This is a genomic window from Mesorhizobium sp. M0293 (genome assembly GCF_040321735.1).
Classification (GTDB): domain Bacteria; phylum Pseudomonadota; class Alphaproteobacteria; order Rhizobiales; family Rhizobiaceae; genus Mesorhizobium.
Genome location: NZ_JAMYSA010000023.1, coordinates 28,010 through 50,747 on the forward strand (window position 1 = coordinate 28,010; position 22,738 = coordinate 50,747).

The following is a 22,738-nucleotide window of genomic DNA, read 5'->3' on the forward strand; positions in this document are numbered from 1 at the left end:
GCTAGATTTAGGAATATACTCCTTGTCAGTCAATTCCGTGTTCTTGGTTGTTCACAACCGGCAGGAAGATCCACATAAGCGGGCCAAGCTTGTAGCTGCCGAACGGCAGACGCGTGCTTCGGTCGTTACGTCGATGAACTAGCCTGGTAGCATAGGGCAGTTGGCGCCACGGCGCTGGCTGATATGCGCCACGTCGCCGACGCTGAATTGAAAACCCTCGGCCTGGCGCGGCGCGTCGATGACAACAGGTGCGCCCGGCCCGAGTTCGGCGTGCAGGCGCAGCGTTCGGCCGTGAAAGACGATGCTGTTGACGCGCGCCGGCGCCGTGCCGGCTGCGGCTTCGGTCGTCGCCAGGAGATCCTCCGGCCGCACCCCGACGGTGCGTATGGCCCCTTCGACGGGAACGTCGCCTGCTTCGGACGTGGCTTCCAGCGGCAGGGTGCCGGCGGTGAAACGCAAGCGATCGCCGTCGCGGCTGATGAAACGCGATTGCAGCAGGTTCATCGTGCCTATGAAGCTGGCGACGAATGTGGTGGCAGGCCGGTCATAGAGTGTGGCCGGCGGTGCGATCTGCTCGATGCGGCCCTTGTTCATGACGACAATGCGGTCGGAGATCGACAGCGCTTCGGTCTGGTCGTGGGTGACCATGACGAAGGTGGTGCCAAGCCGCGATTGCAGCCGCTTCAATTCGACCTGCATCTGTTCGCGCAGATGCGCGTCGAGCGCCGACAGCGGCTCGTCGAGCAGCAGCACGCGCGGCTCGCAGACGATGGCTCGAGCAAGTGCGACGCGCTGGCGCTGGCCGCCCGACAATTCGGAGACGCGGGCGCCGATCTTGTCGGCGAGGCCGACCATGTCGAGCGCTTCGCCGACGCGTTTTGCCTGTTGGCTGCCTGAAAGCTTGCGCAGCGACAGGCCGAAGCCGACATTTTCTTCAACGTTCATGTGCGGAAACAGCGCGTAATCCTGGAACACGGTGTTGACCGGCCGGTCGTAGGGCCGCAGCGCCGTGATATCACAGCCGTCGAGCAGCACCTTGCCACTCGACGGGCTTTCGAAACCGGCGATGACGCGCAGGCTGGTGGTCTTGCCGCAACCCGACGGCCCGAGCAGTGTAATGAACTCACCGCTGATAATATCGAGATCGACGGCGTCGAGCCCGACAATGCCGCCGGGAAAAACCTTCGAAACCGCCTGCAGCCGCACAAGTGGATCAGGCGCCATCGCGAACCTCGGACGGTTTCGTGGTGTTGACCCAGAGGATTTGGCAGCGCTCGGTGCCCGGATTGCGGAAGGCGTGCAAAAGCGTGCTCTTGAAGGCAAAGCTGTCGCCGCTCTTCAGCACGTATTTCGTCGAATCCACCACCAGTTCGACCTCGCCCGACAGGACGAAGCCGAATTCATGGCCGGCATGGGCATAGGCCTCGGCGGTGCCGCCGCCGGCTTCCACCGTCACCAGCATGCCGGTCAGAGTCGCGCCAGGCGGCGACAGCAACGCCTTGGCAATGCCTTCCGACTTGACCGGGATGGCACGGCGACTGTTGGCGCGCACGCAATAGAGATCGTTGACGGCATCGTTGCCGTCGGCGATCAGCGCCGACGGCTCGATGTCGAGGGCAGCGGCGAGCGGCCAGATCACCTTGACGCGCAGCGAGGACATGCCGCGCTCGATCTGGCTCAACGCACCGATCGACACGCCGGCTTTTGCCGCAAGATCGGCTAGTGACAGGTTGCGCTCGAGCCGCAGCGCCCGCACGCGCCGGCCGACCCGCACATCGGCATCGTCCTTCGGCTTCTCAGCCGCTTCGTCCAGCATGTCCATTGGTCGGTCCTTGTTTGCTTTTCCCTTCTCCCCTTGTGGGGTGAGAAGCGGTTCGCGCAGCGAACGAAAAGCCAATTGCTTGGCTTTTCGAGCTTCGAACGCCCTGAGCCTGCGAAGGGCCGGGCGTGGCTAGTCGATCCACCCTGCCGGGTCCCCGCTGCTTCGCAGCGTCCCGGCGTTCGCCGGCCTTTCATCGTGCCACTGGCACGATGAATTCGCCTACGCGAACCGGCTGCTCACCCCACAAGGGGAGAAGGGGACGCCTAAGCTCACCCGCCAGCCTTCACCTTTTCAAACATCTTGGCGAGGTCGTCATTCTGTTTCATCGGTCCGGTGAAGATGGTGGTCTTCAGCATCACTTCCGGATCGGACGGCAGCTGCAGCTTCTCCAGTTCCTCCTTCGGCACGGTGGCAAAGGCGGAACTCAGCGAGCTGCCATAGCCATAGGCCTCGATCAGGTATTTGCCGGAGTCGGCATCCAACCGGCTGTTGATGAAATCGTAGGCGAGATCGACATTCTTGGCGTCCTTGAGCATGACGAAGCCGCAGGCCCAGGTCAGCATGCCCTCCTTCGGCTTCATGAACTCGACCGGCACGCCCTGCTTCTTCAGCGAGGTGGCAGACGCGTTCCAGGTCATGGCGGCGACCAGCTGACCGCTGGCCAGCGCCTGTTCGACCGAGGTCATATCGGTTGTGTAGTTGGAAAGCAGCGGCCGCTGCTCGCGCAGCTTCTCGGCCACCTTGTCCATCTCGGCAGGCGTCATGTCGAACGGGTTGACGCCGGCCAGCAGTGCGGCAACGATGGGCGTGTCATGCACGGCGTCGATGGTCGCCATGCGACCGGCATACTGCTTGTCCCACAGGAGATTCCAGCTCGCTTCCGGGTTCTTCACCAGATCGGTGCGGTAGAGGATCGAGGTGTTGCCCCAGTCCCACGGCACCATCCAGACCTTGCCGTCACCGGCCTGCAGGTCGGGCAGGTTTTTGAACACCGGGAAGATCGAATCCCAGTTCTTGATGCGCTTGGTGTCGATCGGCTGCAGCAGGCCTTCCTTGTTCCAGCGCGCCACCTTGTCATAACAGGGATGCGCAATGTCGGGGCGGAAGCCGGCCTTGACCTTGGTGAAGGCGTCGTCATCGTCACCGAAGATCGAGGCCTCGACGCCATCGGGGTGCGCGGCGAGGAAGCTCTTGTTGAAGTCGGGCAGTTCGTAGCCCGACCAGGTGAAATATTGCAGCTTGTCGCCGGCGAAAGCCACGGTCGACGACAGCGCCAGCGCGAACGCCGTCAATCCAGCGCAAACAGTCTTTGCAGAGATCGATTTCAGGTCGAATGCCATTGCAGTTCTCCTCTCTTGGTTTGTTTTGGTTGTGATGGATCGGCGGGCGCCGGTGCGGACAAGCCGCGATGGCGCAAGATCTCGGCTGCTGCAGCGATGACGAAGGACACCGCCAGGATCGAGGTGCCCAGCGCCATGACCGTCGGCAGCGACTTTGGAAAGCGCAGCTGGCTCCAGATGTAGAGCGGCAGCGTCGGCTCGGTGCCGGCGAGGAAGAAGACGACGATGAATTCGTCGAAGGAGATCAGGAAGGCCAGCATGAAGGCAGAGATGATGGCCGGCAGGCTAAGCGGCAGCATGACCCGCCGGAACGTCGTCCAGTCGGAGGCACCGAGATCGAGAGCCGCCTCGCGAATGGTTTTGGGGATGGCGGCGAAGCGGCTGCGCATGATCACCACCGTTGTTGGCAGCGCCACCAATATGTGCCCAAGAACGATGGCGACGCGTGATGGCCCGAGGCCGATGAGATTGATGAGGATCAGCAGCGATATGCCGACGATGACGCCGGGGATCAGGATCGGCAGCCGGGCAATGGCGCTGATGGTGGCGGCCAGCGGCGAGCGGCCATAAAGATCCATGTAGGACACGGTGATGCCGCACAGCGTCGCCCCCGTGGCGGCAATGGCACCGATGGCGAGGCTGTTCAGGAGCGCACCGGTCAGCGCCGAATTGCCGAACAAAGTCGCATACCATTGCAAGGTGAAGCCCTGCAGCGGAAACGCTGCCTGGATCGAGTTGTTGAGGGAAAACAGCGGGATCAGCAGCACCGGCAGATAGAGAAAGACCAGATAGGCGATGACGTAGGCGCCAAGCCAGCGGCCGCCCTGCTGGATCTGGACGGTGCTCATGTGCGGCTGCCAAATCTGTGGTCGGCGAAACGCGCGACCAGCACCACGCAGAGGATAACCAGCATGACGGCGACAGAGAGAGCGGCGCCAAACGGCCAGTCATTGGCCTTGCCGAATTGCGCCTGGATCAGCGTGCCGATCATGGTGCTGGCCGGGCCGCCGACGAGAGCGGGCGTCACATAATCGCCAACCGTCGGCACGAAGACGACGAGGGCTGCCGCCAGCACGCCCGGCATCGAATTGGGCAGCACGACACGGCGGAAAGAGGTGAATGGCCGCGCGCCGAGATCGGAAGCGGCCTCGATCAGCGATTTCGGGATGGTGTCCAGCGCCACGTAAATCGGCAGGATGGCGAAGGGCGCGTAGGCGTGCGCCAGCGTGACGACGACAGCGGCCGGCGTGTTGAGAAAAGCCAATGTGGGCTCGGACCAGATGCCGCTTTCGATCAGCGCCGAGTTCAGCACGCCATTATAGGCGAGCACGATCTTCCAAGCGAAGACGCGCAAGAGATAGCTGGTCCAGAACGGCAGCGTCACCAGGAACAGCAGCAGGCCGCGCCGCCGGCCGGCGTGGAAGGCGAGATAGTAGGCGACGGGATAGGCGGTGACGACGGTCGCCAGGGTGACCAGAGCGGCGATGATCAGCGAGCGCAGTGTGACCGTCCAGTACAGCGGATCGGACACCACGGTGACAAAATTCGCCACGGTGAAACCGGCGCCGAGCAGCGAACCGTCATTGCTGCGGAAGGCGAGGAAAAGCACGAGGCCGAGGGCAAACAGGATCAGCAGGAAGGTGACCAACGCGCCCGGCAGCAGCATGGCGACCCGGAAGCCAGATGACGACCGGGCTTCTGGCGCTGGGGTTGCAACTAGGGTCGACATCGACCTGCCAATCGAAAACTTGAAATTATCCTAGAGTTTTTCATATTCATGAAACTGTCAAGCGGAATCCCCAACCGAAACCTACATGAATTGCCGTGGTCAGCGCTCCAGCGCATCGAGCAGGCGATACCAGGCGATGGTCGCGGCGACGCCGACCTGCCGGAAGGCGTGGAACGGGATCGGCCGGATCGGCGAGAGCGGGAATGGCAATTGCCTGGCATCGCCACTTTGGAGATAGCCCGCGAGGCGCTCGCCGAGCGCTGTCATCAGGCCGACGCCGCGACCCTGGCAGCCGACCACGGCCAACAGGCCCTGTTCGGGCTCGTGAATGTGCGGCAGGTGGTCCGGCGTCATCGCCACCCGGCCGAACCAGCGCTTCTCGATGGCGATGTCGGACAGCATGGGATAGAGCCGCCGCAGTGCCCGCTCGAGGTGTGCCCAGTCGCCTTCGCTGGTCGGCAGCGCCATGCGCCCGCGCCCGCCAAGCACCAGCCGGCCGTCGGCGCTCTTGCGATAATAGACGAGGATACGCCTGGAGTCCGACACCGCCTGTCCTTCCGGCAGGATCGTGGCCGCCAGATTGGGCGACAGCGGCGCTGTGGCGATCTGAAAGGAATGCAACGGCACGATCGTCTCGGCGAGACCGGGGATCAGACCGTCCGTATAGGCATTGGTCGCCAGCACGACTGCCTTTGCCTGCAATTCCGGGCCATTTTCGGTCGAAACACGCCAAAAACCGGCGGCATTGGTGAGCCGCACGACCTTATGGCGCTCGGCTATCAGCACACCTGCCGCCACTGCTGCCCGAGCGAGTTCCGACGTGTAGGCGAGCGGATCGATCACACCGGCGCGGCGATCGAGCCAGCCACCGAGATAACCGCGCGCGCCGGTCATCGCCGCGATCTCCGTCGCGCTCAAAAGTCTAACATCGGCGCCGCGCGCCCGCCATTGCCGGTCGCGGTTTGCCGCCGCTTTCAGCGCGACCTCGGTGTGCGCCGCCTGAATCCAGCCCTTGCGAACAAAGGGGACCGCCAGCCGTTCGTCCCGGATCAGCTCGAAGACCGTATCTGCGGTCGAAGCGGCGAAGTTGACAAGCGTCTCGCCGCGCTCCGGGCCAAAATGCTCCAGCAGCCATTCCGGATCGTATTTCAGGCCGGGAATGACCTGCCCGCCATTGAGCCCCGATGCACCCTGGCCGATTTCGCTGGCGTCCAACACCTGCACGGACAGGCCAAGCCGGGCAGCATGCAATGCCGTCGACAGGCCCAAGATGCCGCCACCGACAACCACGACATCGACACGATCACCGCTTGGAAAAAGCGATTGAAACCTGGAATCTGACTGCGGCTTGCGCCAGATGGGATCGGAGAATGGTGCGGGCAAAGGGTCACCTGGATGCGTTGCGGGTCGGTGAAAATTGTAGTGACGATTTCATATTTTTGAAAGAGCACTTCAGTTGTCGTCTGTGAACCCGACAGATGATCAGAAGCTGGAATCTCGATCGCCAGCGACGGGATAGACCTTTGAAGGGAATCCGGTGAAAGTGCCGCGCCGATCCAGCCAGCCGCATTGTCGATCATTTCAGAGGACCAAACGCCATGACGAACCAGACGCACCTGCCGACTGAGGGGCTCTTTGTCGGCCGCGCCCGCAGCGCCTCGCATCCGCTGGTGGTCACGGTGCGCGACGGCACGGTCTTCGACATCACGTCGCGCACAGCGCCAACCATGCGCGACCTTTGCGAGATGGCCGATCCGGCAGGGCACGTCCGCTCGGCCAGGGGCAAACCGATCGGGTCGCTCGATGACATCGCCGCCAACAGTTTTGAAACCAGGCGCGATCCGGCAAAGCCGTATTTGCTGTCGCCGGTCGACCTGCAGGCGGTCAAGGCCTCGGGCGTTACCTTCGTCGTCAGCCTGCTGGAACGGGTGATCGAGGAACAGGCGCGCGGTTCGGCTGAAAAAGCCGATGCCATCCGCGCCGACATTGCCGGACTGATCGGCCACGATCTGTCGAAGCTGAAGCCCGGTTCGCCCGAAGCGATGGAGATCAAGGCCAAGCTCATCGCGCGCGGCGCCTGGTCGCAATATCTGGAAGTAGGCATAGGCCCCGATGCCGAGATCTTCACCAAGTGCCAGCCGATGGCCTCGGTCGGCTTCGGCGCCGATGTCGGCCTGCACCCGGTGTCGACCTGGAACAATCCGGAGCCCGAGATCGCCATGATCGCCGCCAGCAGCGGCAGGATCGTCGGCGCCACCATCGGCAACGACGTCAATCTGCGCGACGTCGAAGGGCGTTCGGCGCTGCTGCTCGGCAAGGCGAAGGACAACAATGCCTCGGCCGCGCTCGGCCCCTTCATCCGCCTGTTGGACGACAAATTCTCGATCGACGACGTCAAGCGGGCCGTCGTGCGCCTGAAGGTCGAGGGGGAGGATGGGTTCTCGCTGGAGGGCGCAAGCTCGATGGCCGAGATCAGCCGCTCGCCGGAAGAGCTGGTGGCCGCCGCCATGGGGCCGCACCATCAGTATCCGGACGGGCTGGCGCTCTATCTCGGCACCATGTTCGTGCCGTCGAAGGATCGCGGCGAAAAGGGCAAGGGCTTTACCCACAAGGTCGGCGACATCGTCACCATCTCGTCGGAAAAATTTGGTGCGCTGGTCAACCGGGTGCGGCTGTCGCCCGATTGCCCGCACTGGACCTATGGCGCCAGCCATCTGATGCGGGAACTGGCGAAGGCCGATCTCATCTAGCATCTTTGATACCCCAGCCAGGATGCGGTTGTTGACGCCGGTCCGGATAGGCGTGGGGTGGCCGCCGGCGTCATCCATATCGGCACTGGTTGCGCTATCGCGGCCCGAGGCAAGGACTATCCGCTCGGCTAAGCCTCGACGCCAATTATCCGACAGTCGGAAAATCACCTCAACTGATGCAATCTGATGGGACCGTTGATGGCGCCCCGTCAGGCGCCAACTACATCTGCAGATGGAGGCTTGCCATCCGTCGAAAAAGGGAATGCTCTCACGCATCCAACCGGCGCTGGCAAAAGACGCAATCCGGCTGTTGCCGGAACACAAGGACGGATTGAGAACTGACCATCTACAAACGGGAGGAAATCAAATGCTGACACGGCTAAGACTCGTTCTATACGGCCTGTTGGTGGCGCTGACGATTGTTCCGGCAGCGGCACAGGCCAAGACGTTCTACTGGATTTCGCATGGTGGCCCGGCCGATCCGGTCTGGACCTACTTCCTCGCCGGCGCCAAGCAATGGGCCAAGGACACCGGCAACACCGTCAACACCTCGTTCCACAATGGCGACGTTGCCTCGCAGCAGGAAGCTGTGCGCGCAGCCCTCTCCGCCAAGGCCGACGGTATCGTCACGACCAGCCCCGATCCGGGCAGCCTGATCGAGATCGCCAAGGAAGCGAACACCGCCAAGATTCCGATCATCAATTTCAACACGCCAGATCCCAAGGCGAGTTTCAACGCCTATGTCGGCGGCGACAATGTCACCTTCGGCAAGCACTGGGCGCAGTATCTGGTCGACAAGGGCCTGGTGAAGAAGGGCGACTTCGTCTGGATGCCGGTCGAGATCCCGGGCGCCACCTATGGTGTGCAGGAGGAAGAAGGCATCAAGAGCGTCTTCGAGCCGCTCGGCATCACCTATGAAATCACCGAAGCGACGCTCGACCAGGCCGAAGCCATCAACCGCATGGTCGATTACCTCACCGCCAACAAGGCCAAGGTCAAGGCGATCATCGGTCTCGGCGATCTCGTCACCGGTTCGATCAAGCGGGTGTTCGACCAGGCCGGCATCAAGCCGGGCGAAATCCCGGTGGTCGGCTGGGGCAACTCGCTCGACACCACCCAGGAAGTGCTGAACGGCTACGTCAATGCCGGCCAGTGGCAGGATCCGCAGGCGACCAGCTATGTCGCGCTTTCGCTGGCCAATATGGCCGCCAGCGGCATCCCTCCGGGCTTCAACGTGATCACCGGCGCGCTCTACGAAAAGGACACCGCGCAGGTCTACGACGACATCCTGTCCGGCAAATAAGATCCCGCCTCAACAGTCGCGGCCGCCCCGGCGGTCGCGACTGACGTTCCATTTTCGCCGAGCCTTCGCACGCGAATGTGCAAGGCTCAGCCTTTCCACTCATGTCGCGGGTTGCTCGTGGAAAATCGTTCGCTCATCCAACACCTGGTCGCGCGGCCTGAATTCGGCCCCTTCGTGCTGCTCGTCGTCGAGATCGCCGTTTTCTGGGGCCTCAATCACGACTTCCTGTCGCCGCAGAACATCTCCAACACGCTGGCCTTCACGGTTGAACTCGGCCTGATCGCGTTGGCGATGACGCTGCTGATGACGTCTGGCGAATTCGACCTGTCGGTCGGTTCGCTGTTCGGTTTCTCGCCGGTGCTGATGTGGACGCTGTTCAACAGCGGCCTCACATCGCTGGAAGTCGGCTTTGTCGCCGCACTGCTGGTTGCCGCCTTCATCGGGCTGGTCAACGGCTGGTTCGTGACGCAACTCAAGATCCCGTCCTTCCTGGTGACGCTCGGCATGCTGCTGGTGGTGCGCGGCACCGCCTTGTTCGTCACTGATGGTTTTCCGCAGCGCACCTGGAGCGCCGAAGGCAGCTGGCTGGCGGAGGCGCTGGTCGGCGACTTCTTCATCGGGCCGTTCCGCATCTACATGTCGCTGTTCTGGTTCATCGCTGCGGCAATAGCGCTCGGCTATGTCCTGACACAGAGCAGGACCGGCAACTGGATCCAGGCGGCCGGCGGCAATCCCAATGCGGCACGCGCCCGCGGCGTGAATGTCAGCGGCGTCAAGATCGGCCTGTTCGTGCTGTCATCGGTCATGGCCTCGCTCGCCGGCGTCATTTCTTCGTTACGCACCTCGGCGGCCAATCCCAACAGCGGCACCGGCTATGAGCTGGAGGTCATCGCCATGGTGGTGATCGGCGGCACGGCACTGACCGGCGGGCGCGGCACCATCATCGGCACCGTGCTCGGCATCCTGATCCTGCGGGTGATGCGCAACGGCATCGTGCTGATCGGCGTGCCCGGCCTTGCCTACAACATCTTCATCGGCGCGATCATCCTTGGCATGATGGCGCTTCATTCATGGCTGGAACGCCGGCATCAGGCAGGGACTTGAACCATGGCCGAGCCACTGATCCGCATGCAGAACATCCGCAAGTCCTATGGCCGCGTGCAGGCGCTGGTGGATGCCAATTTCCATGTCAACGAACGGGAGATCGTCGGCCTGCTCGGCGACAATGGCGCCGGCAAGTCGACGCTCATCAAGGTGCTTTCGGGGGCTGTGCCGCTGACCAGCGGCGACATCTTCATCCGCGGCAAGAAGGTGAATTTGCGCCACACCAGCGACGCTATCGCCCAGGGCATCGAAACGATCTACCAGGATTCGGCGCTGGTTACGCAATTGTCGATCGCCCGCAATTTGTTCCTAGGGCGCGAGCCGATCAAGCCGCCGCGCTTCCTCAACCGGATGGACCAGGACGCCATGAACGTGGTCGCCCGCGACCTGCTCAAGCAGGTCGGCATTTCCAAGAACATCCCGCCGACGACGCCGATCGGCTCGCTGTCGGGCGGCGAGCGCCAGGCGGTGGCGATCGCGCGCGCCATGCATTTCGACAGCGACCTGATCATCCTCGACGAGCCGACCAACAATCTCGGCGTCGCCGAGACGCAAGGCGTGCTGAGCTTCGTGCGCAACGCCCGCGATTCCGGTCACTCCTGCATTTTCATCGCCCATAACATTCACCATGTCTTCCAGGTGGTCGACCGCATCGTCGTCATGCGCCGGGGCAAGGTGGTCGCCGACGATATCGACCCGAAGAAAACCAGCGTGGCGGAGGTCGAACGGATCATCACCGGCATGTCGGACAAGGAAATCCGCGATGCCATCGCCGATGGCAAGCCATCGCACTGACTATCAGGGGATGGGCGGCAATCATCCGTCACCTCAGATCGCATCGCTCGTCTGGCGCGGCATCGCATCGGTGCATAGGATTGCGGCATGAAAGCCACCGTCTCCGATATCGCGCGCAATTGCGGGCTGTCGACCGCAACCGTCGACAGGGTGCTCAACAACCGGCCGGGTGCGAGCGCCGCCAACCGGCAGCGGGTCATGGAGGCAGCCAAGCAGCTCGGCTATCTGCCGGTCGCCGACCAGGTGACGCTTCCCTCGCGGCCCGCCCACCTCGAATTCCTGCTGCCGATTGGCAGCAATGCCTTCATGCGCGATCTCGCCGGGCACATCGAGGACTATGCCGCGCGCCTGCCGCTTGTCGCCTCGTGCCGGATCCACAACCTCGCCGGTATCTCGCCGAACGCGCTGCAGACCGCCGTCGAAAACCTCTCGCTCAGGGCCAATGGCGTCGGTGTCATCGCCGTCGATCATCCGCGTACGCGCAACATCCTGCGCGACATCGTCGACGCCGGCATGCGCCTGGTGACGCTGGTGTCGGACGTTCCGGCGGCCCCACGCTCGGCCTATGTCGGCATCGACAACCGGGTGGCGGGACGAACGGCGGCGCTATTGATGGGACGCTTCCTTGGCGGCCGCACAGGCCATCTGGCGATGGTCGTCGGCTCACGCTCCTATCGCGGCCACGAGGAACGCGAAATGGGTTTCCGCTCGGTGCTCAATGAAGAGTTTCCCAACCTGACCATCAGCAGCGCCGTCGAGATCAACGACGAGCCTGATGTCAGCTATGCCGAGACCATGAAGGCGCTGCACAACGAGCCGGAACTGCTCGGCATCTATTGCGTCGGAGCCGGACACTCGGGCGTTGCAAGGGCGATCCGGGAAGCCAGGCCGAACCGCAAGCCGGTGTTCATCTGCCACGACCTCACCAAGGACACTCGCGGCCATCTCGTCGACGACCTGCTCGACGTCGTCATCGACCAGAATGCCAGGCTGATCGCGGAACAGTCGGTCATTCGCCTGCTCGGCTCGATTGCATCCTCGGCGCCCTATCTGACGCGGAAGTTCATCGAACCGAGACTGATCTTCAGGGAAAACGTGCCGGTGCAGTAAGGCGGAGCGGCTTGGTAAGAGCCTATTTCCGGATTTGTATGATAATTGACACGGCAAATCTGCACAGCAGCTATGCAGGATTCATGATTGCCGAATCATTGGGCAAATCGTAGGTTCTGGTTGTCGGCCATCTACTCCTCCCAGATGCGATGCCGACGCTGAGTGGGGTGCACCTCCTCCCGCGCCACATTCGAAATCGAGCCCGCTGCCACCTCCTCCCGGCAGCGGGCTTTTTTCGTTCTGGCGACGGTTGCAACATTGCTCACGTCAAAAGACGCGAGACATCGCTCGCCCTCGGGTCGCAAAATTGAATAAAGGCCATAAGCTGCCGCAGTAAAACTTCAGCCGGCGGCGGTGCCCCTGAAGGAGACGATCAGCCCTTCCGCCATGCGGACGAACTGCGCGCTCGGGCCTTCCGTGCCGACGCTCTGAACACTGACACGAGCGCCTTCAAGCAGAAGCGACAGCGTGTCGGCTAGCAGCTCGGCCTGGCCGATGCCGGCATCCCTGCACAGCGTCACAAGGCGATCGCGCTGAGCTTCCTTGAGTTCCTTGATCACGCGCCTGGCCGGATGATCGGTCTCGCTGAGTTCGACGGCGGCATTGGCCATATCGCAACCGCGGCCATCCGCCCTGAGCATATCGGCGGCGACCCGGACCCAGGCATGCAGTTGTGCCAGCTTGTCGCCAGGGTGCTCGGTTTCGAACTTTTCCCACATTGCACCAGCCTTGCGGGCGGTGGCGCGCAGGCATTGGATGATGAGGTCGTCCTTTGAATCGAAATGACGATAGAGCGTCATCTTGTTGGTTCCGGCGGCCTCAGTGATCGCGTCGATGCCGACGCCCTTGATGCCATGCTTGTGAAACATGTCCTGCGCCGTCTCCAGGATCCTGTCCCGGGGGCGAGCGCGCTCCACAGTGCCGTCTTCCATCAAAACCTCCTTGGTTTCCCAAAAATCCCTCGGTACGCCTCTTGACTAGGGTGTTACCGGTCTGTAACGTCACGAATGTTACTTACTGGTAACACCTATGTCGTCTTTCGTCAATCACAAGGCCGTGAACTGGTCCTACCAGATCAAAACAGCCCAGATCGAGACAGGCGAAAAATTGCAGATCATGCGGCTTCGGCCGGTGAAGAGATGAAAACGGTTCGCGAGCATGGGCTGCGAATCGACAGACAAGGAGCCGGCCAATGCCACAGCGCCGCGATCTTACCATAGATGAAGCCGTCCGGGATCCGATGATCCGGCTGGTCATGAAAGCCGATGGCGTCGACCCGCGCGCCTTTGAGACGATGCTGCGCTCGCTCGCCGATACGCAGCGCCGCGAGATGCCGTTGCTGCATTCTCTGGAGGAACACAGTGACGGGCGCGGCCAAAGGCTGTCCAGGGTTGCCAGCGCCTTCGGGCGGGCAAGAGCAGTCGGAGAGGCGTGCGTGTCGTGGTAAACTTTTTCATCCACCGTCCGATCTTCGCCTCGGCGATCGCCATCATCATGGTGCTCGCCGGGACGATTTGTTATTTCCTGCTGCCCGTTTCGCAGTTTCCCGACATCACGCCGCCACAGGTCGTGGTCAGCGCCCACTATCCGGGCGCCAGCGCGCAGGTGGTCGCAGACACGGTGACGACGCCGCTGGAGCAGCAGATCAACGGCGTGCAAGGCATGACCTACATGTCGTCGACGAGCTCCAATGACGGCTCCTCGACCATCACCATCACCTTCGATGTCGGTTATTCGCTCAGCACTGCCGCCGTCGACGTCCAGAACCGCGTCTCGCAGGCTGCTTCATCGCTACCGGCGATCGTCAATCAGGGTGGCGTGACGATCAAGAAGCAGAATCCGAACTTCGTCCTCATCGTCAACCTGACCTCGCCCGACAGTTCGGTCGATCCGGTGGCGCTGAGCAATCTTGCCTATCTGCAGGTGGTCGATCCGCTGAAGCGGTTGCCCGGCGTCGGCGACGTGCAGATCTTCGGCGAGCGGCGCTATTCGATGCGCGTCTGGCTCGATCCGGACAAGCTTGCCAATCTCGGCATCACCGCGGTCGATGTCCAAAACGCCATCTCCGAGCAAAACGTCCAGGTGGCGGCCGGCAAGATCGGCCAGTCGCCGGCCCCGGCCGGCACCGCCTTCGAGATGCAGGTCAACGCTATAGGCCGCTTGAGCGATCCCAAGGAATTCGGCGATATCGTGGTGCGCGCCAACACCGACACCGGCTCGCTGGTGCGGCTGCGCGACGTCGCCCGCATCGAACTCGGCGCGCTGCAATATTCGTCGTCGGCCTTCTTCGGCAAGGACCCGACCGTGGTGCTCGCCGTCTATCAGATGCCCGGTTCCAACGCGCTCGATCTTCAGCAGCGCGTCAAGGACAAGATGCAGGAGCTTTCGGGCCGTTTCCCCAAGGGCGTCTCCTATGCGATGCACTACGACACGACCCGCTTCGTCTCGGCGTCGATGCATGACGTGCTGATCACGCTCGGCGAAGCGCTGGTGCTGGTCGTCGCCGTGGTGTTCATCTTCCTGCAAAGCTGGCGCACGACGATCATCCCGACCATCGCCATTCCGGTGTCGCTGGTGGCGACGCTGGTCGTTATGGAGATGCTCGGTTTCTCGCTCAACATGCTATCCCTGCTCGGAATGGTGCTGGCGATCGGCCTGGTCGTCGACGACGCCATCGTGGTGGTCGAGAATGTCGAACGACAACTGGAGGCCGGGCTCAAGCCGCTGGCGGCGACAAAGGCCGCGATGGCCGAAGTCACCGGTCCGATCATCGCCACGACAGCCGTTCTGATGGCGGTGTTCGTGCCGGTCGCTTTCATTCCGGGCGTCTCCGGCAAGCTCTACAACCAGTTCGCGCTGACGGTAGCGATTTCCGTCGGCATCTCCGCCTTCAACTCGCTGACGCTCAGCCCCGCGCTCAGTGCCGCCTTCCTGCGGCATCGCGGGTCGACGCAGTTCGTGCTGTTCCGCTGGTTCAACACAGGCTTCGACAGGCTGTCGCATGCCTATGCGAATGGCGTGCGCATCCTCATCCGCTTGCGCTGGATCATGCTCGGCCTGTTCGCTGCCGGACTGGTCGCCACCTACTTCGTCTGGCAGCGACTGCCCTCGACCTTCCTTCCGGTCGAGGACCAGGGCTACTTCTTCGTCGTCATCCAGTTGCCAGACGGCGCTTCGCTCGAGCGCACCGACGCGGTGGCGCAGAAGGCGCGCGACATCCTGCAGGCAACGCCCGGCGTCGACATCGTCGGCTCGATCAGCGGCCTGAACTTCCTGACCAGTGCCGCGCAGTCGAACTCGGCGGTCGAATTCGCCATCCTGAAGCCTTGGGAGGAGCGCGGTCCCGACCAGAGCGCTTCGAAGCTCGTCGCCGACGTACGCGGCAAGCTGATGCAGATCCCGGAAGCCTTTGCGCTGAGCTTCGATCCACCGTCGATCCCAGGTATCGGCACTACGGGTGGTTTCGAATTCGTCGTCGAGGATCTCACCGGCCGCGGCAGTTCAGCCCTCAACGACGCGACGCAAGCCGTGATCGCTGAGGCGCGCAAGCAGCCGGAAATCAATCCGCAACAGCTGTTCTCGCCGTTCTCGACCTCGACGCCGCAGTTCAACTACGACCTAGACCGCAGCAAGGCCAAGCTGCTCGGCCTCAACCTGCCCGATGTGTTCAGCACGCTGCAGATCTATCTCGGCTCGCTCTACGTGAACGATTTCAACCTGTTTGGCCGCACCTTCCGTGTGACCATCCAGGCTGACAAGGATGCACGTGCGGGTGCCGCCGACATTTCGCGGCTCTATGTGCGCAATGCCTCCGGCGGCATGGTGCCGCTCAGCACGCTGGGCAAACTCGTGCCCTTCGTCGGCCCGGAAACGGTACCGCACTACAACAACAACGCCTCGGCCTCGATCAATGGCGGCGCCGCACCCGGCTTCTCCTCGGGCCAGGCGGTCGCCGCGATGGAACGGGCCGCCGCCACCGCGCTGCCCAGGGATTTCGGTTTCGAATGGACCGGCATCACCTTCCAGGAACTCAAGGCAGGATCGATCGCGTCCGTCGTCTTCGGCCTCGCCATCGTCTTCGTCTTCCTGATCCTGGCGGCGCAGTATGAGAGCTGGGCGATGCCGTTCATGGTGTTGCTGGCGGTGCCGCTCGCTCTGTTCGGCGCGTTCGTGGTGCTGTGGATGCGCGGCATGCAGATCGACGTCTACTCGCAGATCGGCTTCGTTATGCTGATCGGCCTGGCGGCGAAGAACGCGATCCTGATCGTCGAGTTCGCCCGGCGACGGCGCGAGGAAGGCTTGAGCATTGTCGAGGCGGCGATGGAAGCCGCACGGCTGCGGCTGCGGCCGATCCTGATGACGGCCTTCGCCTTCATCCTCGGCGTGCTGCCGCTGATGTTCGCGACCGGCGCCGGTGCTGCGAGCCGGCAGTCGATCGGCACCACCGTGTTCGGCGGCATGGTCGCGGCGACCATCCGGTCGCTGGTGTTCGTGCCGGTCTTCTACGCGGTCATCGAACAGCTGCGCGAACGCCGCGGCAATGACGAACCCGCCTCTCAAGACAATGAACCAACGACCAAGCCCGCCTTCCCGCCCCTGGCGGAAGCGGCCGAATAAGATTGGAGACTGATCATGCGTAAATGGAAAATCGCGTTGGGAACGGCCGTCGCGCTGGGTGCGATCTCGGTGGCCAGCGTCCACCTGCTCGACATGGGCAATCTCAGCCTCAATGCCGGCACGGCTGGCGCGGCGCCCGCCCCGGCGGCATTCGTCATGCCGGTGCCGGTGGTCAGCGTCGTCAAGAAGACGATCCCGATCTACCTCGACTATGCCGCGCGGACCGAACCGATCCGCAGCATCACCTTGCAGGCCAGGATTCCCGGCTATCTGCAGGAGCAGACCGCTGCCGACGGTGTCGATGTCCGGCAAGGCGATCTTCTCTACAAGATCTCCCCGGATGACTTCCAGGCCGCTCTCGACCAGGCGAAGGCGCAGGTGCAGCGCGACACGGCAACGCTCGACTATGCCCGCTCCAACCTTGGCCGCGGTACCGAACTCGCCAAGAGCGGCTACCTCGCCAAGGACGGCTTCGACCAGCGCACCAGCACCTTGCGCGAAGCACAGGCATCGCTGGCTCTCAACCAGGCGGCGGTCCGCACCGCCGAGCTCAATCTGAGCTACGCCGAAATCCGTGCGCCGTTTGGCGGGCGCCTGGGTCGCAACCAGGCCTCGGTCGGAACGTTGGTCAGCGTCGCCGGCACCGTGCTCAACACGCTGGTTCAGCTCGACCCGATCTACGTTACCTTCAACCCGAGCGAGACGGATCTGGCCGAGATCGAGCGAGCCCGTGCGAACGGCCCGATCGAGGTCGAGGTCCTGCTCCCCGGCCAGACCGAGGCAAGCCAGAAGGGTGAACTTACCTTCATCGACAATTCGGTCGACCGCTCGACCGGCACCATCACCGCACGCGCGACGATCGGCAACGGCAAGTTCACGCTGCTGCCGGGCCAATATGTTCGTGTCCGGCTGCATGTGAGAGAGCAGGCCGACGCGCTCATGGTGCCACAGACGGCGCTGGGCTCGAGCCAGCTCGGCAAATATCTCTATGTCGTCGGCAAGGGCAACACGGTCGACCAGCGGCTGGTTTCGCTCGGACCGACGAGCGGCGATCAGGTCGCCATCTTGAGCGGCGTCGCCGAGGGCGACCAGGTGATCACGGGCAATCTGCAAAAGATCGGACCCGGAGCGCCTGTATCGCCGATACCGGAAAAGCCGGCCACCTGAACACCCCCGTCAGGACCCGGCTTCAGCGCGGCGCCCCGGCCTTCCCACAGGTCGCGGGCGCCGCTTTCATGAGCAGTTCCACCAGACCGGCAACATCGGCGCGGTCGGCCTTGGCCGGCGGCATGAATGCACAGTAGGGGTGCCCGAGGCGCACCGAGACGGAGGAGAGCGCGATCAAGCGGCCGGCCTCCAGATCGGCTCCCGCCATGACCCGCTGGCCAAGGGCGATGCCCAGACCCAACCTCGCCGAGGCGATCGCCAGGCTGGACAGGCCGACGCGACGACCGTGCGACGGGTCGGGCGAGCGGCTGCCGCCAGATGCCGCGAACCAATCCGCCCAGGTCGGGTGCGAGGCATAGTTCGGCCCCCAATTGGTGTGGATGAACAGGCTCTCGTGCAAATCCGTCAGACCTGAATCGCCATTGCCGTGCCGGTGCCAGAATTCGGGCGCACAGACCGGCAGGACGTCATCATGGACGAGACGAACAAGCTTCAATCCGGGATAGTGATAATCGCCATAGCTGATGCGCAAGTCGATGTTCTGGCGCATCAGATCGACCGGATCGTCCTCGACGCGGACGTCGATCGCCATTTGCGGGAAGGCATCGAGAAGCACGGCCAGCCTCGGCGCCAGCCACAGTTCGGCCAGCGAGAACGGCACGCTGACGACAAGGCGTGTCCGCAAGCCACCTTCCTGCATGCGCCGGCCGATCGCGGCGATGTCGCCCAGGGCCTTCGCGGTTTGCGGATAGATGGCGTGGCCGGCATCGGTTAGCGCGATGCGGTTGCCGCTGCGCACGAACAATTGCTTACCGAACCAACTCTCGAGATTGCGGATTTGCTGGCTGACCGCCGCCGAGGACACGCCGAGTTCGGAGGCGGCCAAAGTGAAGCTGCCGGCACGTGCCGCAACCTCGAAAGCCTTGATCGCATTCAGCGGCGGCAACCGTTCCACGCCAGGCTCCATAAGTTTTTCTTGCTCAATCCTAATTATTTTCCACGTTGAGAGAAAGATTTTTTTGCCGTCCCATACGCTCGAAACCTCGGAGCCCATGACGATGAAAGACATTCTCGATCTCGACCGCTATCCGCTTGACCGCGAAGGCAACGCCGAATGGCAGCGCCTCGTCGAACAATCCGTCGCCGCGCTCGAAGCCGACGGCATGTTCAATCTCGAAGGGTTTTTGCGCTCCGATGTGGCGGAACAAGCCGTGCGCGAAATCCAGCCAGTGATGGCCGCGCGATCGCATGTGCACAAGCGCATGCACAACATCTACTTCAAGCCCGACATTCCCGAGCTTGCGCCTGACCATCCGGCGCTGCGCAAGGTCGAGACGATCAGCCATACCGTCTGTGCCGATCAGATTCCGGGCAGCGTCGTGCTCGCCATCTACGAATATGAGCCGCTGCTGCGCTTCCTGGCCGCAACGATGGGCAAGACCAGACTGCATGTCATGCAGGATCCGCTGGCCCGCACCAACGTCATGGCCTATCGCGCCGGCGAGGCGCTGAACTGGCATTTCGATCGTTCGGAATTCACGACGACGCTGTTGTTGCAGGCAGCGGAGCGCGGCGGCGATCTCGAATACCGCACCGATCTGCGGTCGGACGACGATCCCAACTATGACGGCGTCGCCAGACTGCTCGAAGGGCGTGACCCCGATGCCAAGATCCTGCGCATGAAACCGGGCACGCTGAATGTCTTCCGCGGCAAGAACACCGCGCATCGCGTCACCACCGTCGAAGGCGAGCGCGAGCGCATGATCGCGGTGTTTTCCTACTATGAGAAGCCCGGTGTGATGTTCAGCGCCGAGGAGCGCGTCGGCTTCTACGGCCGCGCCGCTTGAGACCGGTTGGAAATTCTACTCTGGCGGCCATCTGATGGCGTTTTCTGCGCTTCCGGTGCTCACGGACCCAAATGTCCGCTCCGCTCCGGTTCTCGAAACCACCACCATATGACTCGCCAGAGCGAATTTCGAAACGGTCTCTGGTGTGCAGGCAAATCAGAATCCAGAAACCTCTTGTTAGATTGTCGACAATCTGCTTGTCTTGCTTTCGGGTTCCTTGGGAGCAGCCGAATGGGGAAAGCGGATTTCAGTCCGATCGCGGACACGACGCGCCGCGCCGAGATTGTCGCGCTGCTGCGGCGCGCGATCTTGACCGGCCAGCTCGAACCCGGCCAGAAGCTCAACGAGCTCCGGATCTCCGAACAAATGCGCGTGAGCCGCGCGCCGCTGCGCGAGGCGATGCGCGAGCTGGTGCAGGAAGGCATCCTGACCAGCATTCCCTATGCCGGCACCTTCGTCATCGAGGTCACAGCCAAGGACATCGACGATGCCTATTCGTTCAACAAGGTGATGGACGAGCTGGCCATCGAGCGGGCGTGGCCGCTGCGCGACCAGCGCTTCTTCGACGAACTCGACCGGCGCCACGAAGCCGTGAAGCAGGCGACCCGTGCATTGGACACGACGCGCCAGATCGAAACCGCGCTGCAACTGCATGGCCTGATCTACGAATGGGCCGACAATTCGGTGCTGCTGGAAACGTGGCAGCGGCTGACCAGCCGCTTGCAGATGTATTTCGCCCTGCACCAGCAGGCACGCAACGAGGCGGTGCCAGCCGAAGACGTTCACGAGACCTATGCGCGGTTGCTCAAAGGCACCGACATGCGTGCCGCCCAGCGCCATGCCCGCGAGCATATCGACCTCGATTTCGAAGAGCTTCTTTCCTACGCGCGCGGCCTCGAACAGCGCCCGTCGAAAAGCGTTTGACCCGGCCCCAACATCGCAGCCAACGGAAAAGACACGTGCAGATCGAGACCATCAAAGCCTACCATGTCGTGCAGCCCTTCGTGGACGGGCCCTACCGTATGTCGAAGGGGCGCGTTGCCGATGCCTTCGACGCGGTGATCGTGTCCATTGCATCAGACAGCGGTATAACCGGTTGGGGCGAAATGGCGCCGCTCGGCAACTTTTATTCGCCCGCCTTCGCCGCCGGCGTCCGCGCCGGCGTGGTGGAGATCGCACCGCATCTGATCGGCCCCGATCCACGCGGACTGGCCGGCATCGGCCGGCTGATGGACACGGTCTTCAAGGGCCACCCCTACATCAAGTCGGCGCTCGACATGGCCTGCTGGGATCTCGCCGCGCGTGCCGCCGATGTGCCGCTGGTGACGCTGCTCGGCGGCCGGGAGAGCGAGACGGCCGAACTCTACAAGGTCGTCACCCATGGCAGCGTCGACGCCATGGCAGCACTTGCCAAGCGGATCGTCAAAGACGGCTTCCACCGACTGCAGGTCAAGGTCGGCGGCAATGTCCATGACGACATCGAGCGCGTCGCCGCGGTCGCCGCTTCGGTGCCGAAAGGCACAGTCATCTTCTGCGATGCCAATGCCGGCTGGACACCCTACCAGGCGCGCCAGTTCGCCGATGCGACCCGGGCCATCGACTACACGTTCGAGCAACCCTGCACGACGATCGACGAGTGCATGTCGGTGCGCCGCTCGCTCGACAAGCCGATGGTGCTCGACGAGTCCGTAGCCTCGCTGGACGACATGCTCGACATCCACCGCAAGGGTGCGGCCGACGGGCTGACCTTGAAGATTTCGCGGCTCGGCGGCGTGACCAAGACGCGGCAGATCCGCGACCTCGCCGTCGACCTCGGCTTCATGATCACCGTCGAGGACACCGGCGGCGCCGAGATCGACACCGCGGCCATGGCGCATCTATCGCTGTCGACGCCGGAGGAGCGCCGGCTGCATGCCATCGCCTTCCATGAATGGGTGACGGTGCGCACGGCGTCGAACATGCCGCCGGTCACCGGCAGCCGCATGGGCATTCCGGATGGACCGGGCCTTGGCATCGACGTCGTTCCCGACCTGCTCGGGAAGCCTTTCTTCGAAGTCGGCCGTTGAGATGAAAATCCGCGGCATCAAAGCCACGCCGATCAATCTGCGCCTCGAAGCGCCCTACGCCTGGGTGTTCGGCGAGCTCGACGGGTTTTCGCCGACCATTGTCGAGGATGGGCTGACTGGTCTTGACGAAGCACCGAAGGCAGACGGTTATTTCTGAGCGACAACGCTCTTTGTCCGATTGCGCGCCGGACGCTTGATCGAAACACAGCGCAGCGCGTACCCTCCCGGAAGCAGGGAGGGCTATCGATGGATATTTTCAAACTGGGCGGCGATGTCGCGCTGGTCACCGGCGCTGGCAGCGGCATCGGACAGGCAATCGCGATCGGACTGGCCGAGGCGGGTGCCGATGTTGCCTGTTTCGGCCATGCGTCGAAAGGTGGACTGGACGAAACAGCGCACCGGATCACGGCACTCGGCCGCAAGGCTATTGTGCTGACCGGCACGGTGACGTCTGAGGGTGATCTCGCGGCGGCAATCGATCGCGTCGAGAGCGAACTCGGTGCGCTGACCGTCGCCGTCAACAATGCCGGCATTGCCGGCTCCGAGCCCGCCGAGACGATGCCGCTGGAGACATGGCAGAAGGTGCACGAGGTGAATGTCGCCGGCGTGTTCCTGTCCTGTCAGGCCGAAGCACGCAAGATGCTGGCGCGAGGCAAGGGCTCGATCATCAACATCGCCTCGATGTCCGGCACCATCGTCAACCGGGGCCTGACGCAGACGCACTACAATTCCTCGAAAGCCGCAGTCATCCACATGTCGAGGAGTCTCGCCATGGAGTGGGCCGACCGCGGGCTGCGGGTCAACGTCGTCAGCCCGGGCTACACGCTGACGCCGATGAACAAGCGCCCGGAGGTGGCGGAAGAGGTCAAGATCTTCAAGCGCGACACGCCGATGGGGCGCATGGCGGCGCCGGAGGAAATGGTCGGACCGACAGTGTTCCTGGCCAGCCGTGCCTCGAGCTTCGTCACCGGTCTCGACCTGATTGTCGATGGCGGCTATGTCTGCTGGTAGGGTTCGACTTCGCCTGCAGTCTGAATTTATATACCCCGCAGGCGTTAGTCGTTGCGCGACATGACCCTTGGTATATA

General features: G+C 63.0%; 21 protein-coding genes. 13 read left to right on the top strand and 8 right to left on the bottom strand.

Annotated elements, in window-relative coordinates; all coding sequences use genetic code 11:
- Positions 1 to 138: 138 nt before the first annotated feature.
- The 6 genes from NKJ06_RS11515 to NKJ06_RS11540 all read right to left on the bottom strand — a co-directional run bounded on the left by NKJ06_RS11515 (position 139) and on the right by NKJ06_RS11540 (position 6,274).
- On the bottom strand, positions 139 to 1,224 hold the full coding sequence (locus NKJ06_RS11515; RefSeq protein WP_352626456.1) for an ABC transporter ATP-binding protein: 1,086 nt from the start codon (positions 1,222 to 1,224) through the stop codon (positions 139 to 141).
- On the bottom strand, positions 1,214 to 1,822 hold the full coding sequence (locus NKJ06_RS11520; protein ID WP_352626455.1) for a cupin domain-containing protein: 609 nt from the start codon (positions 1,820 to 1,822) through the stop codon (positions 1,214 to 1,216). The genes NKJ06_RS11515 and NKJ06_RS11520 overlap by 11 nt, the downstream gene beginning before the upstream one ends.
- Before the next feature lie 269 nt (positions 1,823 to 2,091).
- Positions 2,092 to 3,162, bottom strand: a complete 1,071-nt coding sequence (locus NKJ06_RS11525; protein ID WP_352809810.1) for an ABC transporter substrate-binding protein — start codon at positions 3,160 to 3,162, stop codon at positions 2,092 to 2,094.
- Positions 3,147 to 4,010 carry an ABC transporter permease gene (locus NKJ06_RS11530; RefSeq protein ID WP_352626452.1) on the bottom strand — a complete coding sequence of 288 codons (864 nt, stop codon included), beginning with the start codon at positions 4,008 to 4,010 and terminating at the stop codon, positions 3,147 to 3,149. The genes NKJ06_RS11525 and NKJ06_RS11530 overlap by 16 nt, the downstream gene beginning before the upstream one ends.
- Entirely contained in the window at positions 4,007 to 4,891 is an 885-nt protein-coding gene (locus tag NKJ06_RS11535; protein ID WP_352626450.1) for an ABC transporter permease, read from the bottom strand. Before NKJ06_RS11535 ends, NKJ06_RS11530 begins: the two co-directional genes overlap by 4 nt.
- 99 nt (positions 4,892 to 4,990) lie before the next feature.
- Positions 4,991 to 6,274, bottom strand: coding sequence for an NAD(P)/FAD-dependent oxidoreductase (locus NKJ06_RS11540; protein ID WP_352626449.1), 1,284 nt, complete (start codon positions 6,272 to 6,274; stop codon positions 4,991 to 4,993).
- A 215-nt stretch (positions 6,275 to 6,489) separates the two neighbouring features.
- Between NKJ06_RS11540 and NKJ06_RS11545 the strand changes: the two genes are divergently transcribed.
- From NKJ06_RS11545 to NKJ06_RS11565, 5 genes are all read left to right on the top strand, one after another.
- The gene (locus NKJ06_RS11545) at positions 6,490 to 7,641 is read left to right on the top strand and encodes a fumarylacetoacetate hydrolase family protein (RefSeq protein ID WP_352626447.1); all 1,152 of its coding nucleotides are present in this window, start codon (positions 6,490 to 6,492) and stop codon (positions 7,639 to 7,641) included.
- Between the two features lie 367 nt (positions 7,642 to 8,008).
- Positions 8,009 to 8,944, top strand: coding sequence for a substrate-binding domain-containing protein (locus NKJ06_RS11550; protein ID WP_352626445.1), 936 nt, complete (start codon positions 8,009 to 8,011; stop codon positions 8,942 to 8,944).
- A gap of 117 nt (positions 8,945 to 9,061) precedes the next feature.
- A complete protein-coding gene (locus NKJ06_RS11555; protein WP_352626444.1) occupies positions 9,062 to 10,048 on the top strand; it encodes an ABC transporter permease in 987 nt (328 codons plus the stop codon).
- 3 nt (positions 10,049 to 10,051) lie between these two features.
- A complete protein-coding gene (locus NKJ06_RS11560) occupies positions 10,052 to 10,843 on the top strand; it encodes an ATP-binding cassette domain-containing protein (protein ID WP_352626443.1) in 792 nt (263 codons plus the stop codon).
- A gap of 87 nt (positions 10,844 to 10,930) precedes the next feature.
- Positions 10,931 to 11,953 carry a LacI family DNA-binding transcriptional regulator gene (locus tag NKJ06_RS11565; protein ID WP_352809811.1) on the top strand — a complete coding sequence of 341 codons (1,023 nt, stop codon included), beginning with the start codon at positions 10,931 to 10,933 and terminating at the stop codon, positions 11,951 to 11,953.
- A gap of 341 nt (positions 11,954 to 12,294) precedes the next feature.
- Here the strand turns inward: NKJ06_RS11565 and NKJ06_RS11570 are convergent, their stop codons facing one another.
- Positions 12,295 to 12,885 carry a TetR/AcrR family transcriptional regulator gene (locus NKJ06_RS11570; protein ID WP_352809813.1) on the bottom strand — a complete coding sequence of 197 codons (591 nt, stop codon included), beginning with the start codon at positions 12,883 to 12,885 and terminating at the stop codon, positions 12,295 to 12,297.
- Positions 12,886 to 13,145: 260 nt separating this feature from the next.
- Between NKJ06_RS11570 and NKJ06_RS11575 the strand changes: the two genes are divergently transcribed.
- Genes NKJ06_RS11575 through NKJ06_RS11585 form a run of 3 tightly spaced genes read left to right on the top strand, consistent with a single transcriptional unit; the run spans position 13,146 to position 17,737 of the window.
- Positions 13,146 to 13,400, top strand: a complete 255-nt coding sequence (locus tag NKJ06_RS11575; protein WP_352809814.1) for a hypothetical protein — start codon at positions 13,146 to 13,148, stop codon at positions 13,398 to 13,400.
- The gene (locus NKJ06_RS11580; RefSeq protein ID WP_352809815.1) at positions 13,394 to 16,570 is read left to right on the top strand and encodes an efflux RND transporter permease subunit; all 3,177 of its coding nucleotides are present in this window, start codon (positions 13,394 to 13,396) and stop codon (positions 16,568 to 16,570) included. Before NKJ06_RS11575 ends, NKJ06_RS11580 begins: the two co-directional genes overlap by 7 nt.
- A 15-nt stretch (positions 16,571 to 16,585) precedes the next feature.
- Positions 16,586 to 17,737, top strand: coding sequence for an efflux RND transporter periplasmic adaptor subunit (locus NKJ06_RS11585; RefSeq protein ID WP_352809817.1), 1,152 nt, complete (start codon positions 16,586 to 16,588; stop codon positions 17,735 to 17,737).
- 22 nt (positions 17,738 to 17,759) lie between these two features.
- Here NKJ06_RS11585 and NKJ06_RS11590 read toward each other — a convergent pair whose 3' ends face one another.
- A complete protein-coding gene (locus NKJ06_RS11590) occupies positions 17,760 to 18,692 on the bottom strand; it encodes a LysR substrate-binding domain-containing protein (RefSeq protein WP_352809818.1) in 933 nt (310 codons plus the stop codon).
- A gap of 103 nt (positions 18,693 to 18,795) precedes the next feature.
- Here NKJ06_RS11590 and NKJ06_RS11595 point away from each other — a divergent pair, with 103 nt between their 5' ends.
- The 5 genes from NKJ06_RS11595 (at position 18,796) to NKJ06_RS11615 (ending at position 22,661) form a co-directional block, all read left to right on the top strand.
- Positions 18,796 to 19,584, top strand: a complete 789-nt coding sequence (locus NKJ06_RS11595) for a HalD/BesD family halogenase (protein WP_352809820.1) — start codon at positions 18,796 to 18,798, stop codon at positions 19,582 to 19,584.
- A 231-nt stretch (positions 19,585 to 19,815) separates the two neighbouring features.
- Complete coding sequence (locus tag NKJ06_RS11600) at positions 19,816 to 20,508, top strand: GntR family transcriptional regulator (protein ID WP_352809822.1); 693 nt, start codon at positions 19,816 to 19,818, stop codon at positions 20,506 to 20,508.
- Between the two features lie 35 nt (positions 20,509 to 20,543).
- On the top strand, positions 20,544 to 21,650 hold the full coding sequence (locus tag NKJ06_RS11605; protein ID WP_352809823.1) for a mandelate racemase/muconate lactonizing enzyme family protein: 1,107 nt from the start codon (positions 20,544 to 20,546) through the stop codon (positions 21,648 to 21,650).
- A 1-nt stretch (position 21,651) separates the two neighbouring features.
- Positions 21,652 to 21,807, top strand: a complete 156-nt coding sequence (locus NKJ06_RS11610; RefSeq protein ID WP_352809824.1) for a hypothetical protein — start codon at positions 21,652 to 21,654, stop codon at positions 21,805 to 21,807.
- A gap of 89 nt (positions 21,808 to 21,896) precedes the next feature.
- Entirely contained in the window at positions 21,897 to 22,661 is a 765-nt protein-coding gene (locus NKJ06_RS11615; RefSeq protein ID WP_352809825.1) for an SDR family oxidoreductase, read from the top strand.
- Positions 22,662 to 22,738: the final 77 nt, after the last annotated feature.

Excerpts from the sequence above, each read along its gene's own strand:
- NKJ06_RS11575 (WP_352809814.1), top strand. The coding sequence starts at position 13,146 with ATGCCACAGCGCCGCGATCTTACCATAGATGAAGCCGTCCGGGATCCG.
- NKJ06_RS11610 (WP_352809824.1), top strand. The coding sequence starts at position 21,652 with ATGAAAATCCGCGGCATCAAAGCCACGCCGATCAATCTGCGCCTCGAA.
- NKJ06_RS11520 (WP_352626455.1), bottom strand. The coding sequence starts at position 1,822 with ATGGACATGCTGGACGAAGCGGCTGAGAAGCCGAAGGACGATGCCGAT.
- NKJ06_RS11565 (WP_352809811.1), top strand. The coding sequence starts at position 10,931 with ATGAAAGCCACCGTCTCCGATATCGCGCGCAATTGCGGGCTGTCGACC.
- NKJ06_RS11570 (WP_352809813.1), bottom strand. The coding sequence starts at position 12,885 with ATGGAAGACGGCACTGTGGAGCGCGCTCGCCCCCGGGACAGGATCCTG.
- NKJ06_RS11525 (WP_352809810.1), bottom strand. The coding sequence starts at position 3,162 with ATGGCATTCGACCTGAAATCGATCTCTGCAAAGACTGTTTGCGCTGGA.
- NKJ06_RS11535 (WP_352626450.1), bottom strand. The coding sequence starts at position 4,891 with ATGTCGACCCTAGTTGCAACCCCAGCGCCAGAAGCCCGGTCGTCATCT.
- NKJ06_RS11545 (WP_352626447.1), top strand. The coding sequence starts at position 6,490 with ATGACGAACCAGACGCACCTGCCGACTGAGGGGCTCTTTGTCGGCCGC.
- NKJ06_RS11550 (WP_352626445.1), top strand. The coding sequence starts at position 8,009 with ATGCTGACACGGCTAAGACTCGTTCTATACGGCCTGTTGGTGGCGCTG.
- NKJ06_RS11615 (WP_352809825.1), top strand. The coding sequence starts at position 21,897 with ATGGATATTTTCAAACTGGGCGGCGATGTCGCGCTGGTCACCGGCGCT.
- NKJ06_RS11560 (WP_352626443.1), top strand. The coding sequence starts at position 10,052 with ATGGCCGAGCCACTGATCCGCATGCAGAACATCCGCAAGTCCTATGGC.
- NKJ06_RS11600 (WP_352809822.1), top strand. The coding sequence starts at position 19,816 with ATGGGGAAAGCGGATTTCAGTCCGATCGCGGACACGACGCGCCGCGCC.
- NKJ06_RS11585 (WP_352809817.1), top strand. The coding sequence starts at position 16,586 with ATGCGTAAATGGAAAATCGCGTTGGGAACGGCCGTCGCGCTGGGTGCG.
- NKJ06_RS11515 (WP_352626456.1), bottom strand. The coding sequence starts at position 1,224 with ATGGCGCCTGATCCACTTGTGCGGCTGCAGGCGGTTTCGAAGGTTTTT.
- NKJ06_RS11530 (WP_352626452.1), bottom strand. The coding sequence starts at position 4,010 with ATGAGCACCGTCCAGATCCAGCAGGGCGGCCGCTGGCTTGGCGCCTAC.
- NKJ06_RS11595 (WP_352809820.1), top strand. The coding sequence starts at position 18,796 with ATGAAAGACATTCTCGATCTCGACCGCTATCCGCTTGACCGCGAAGGC.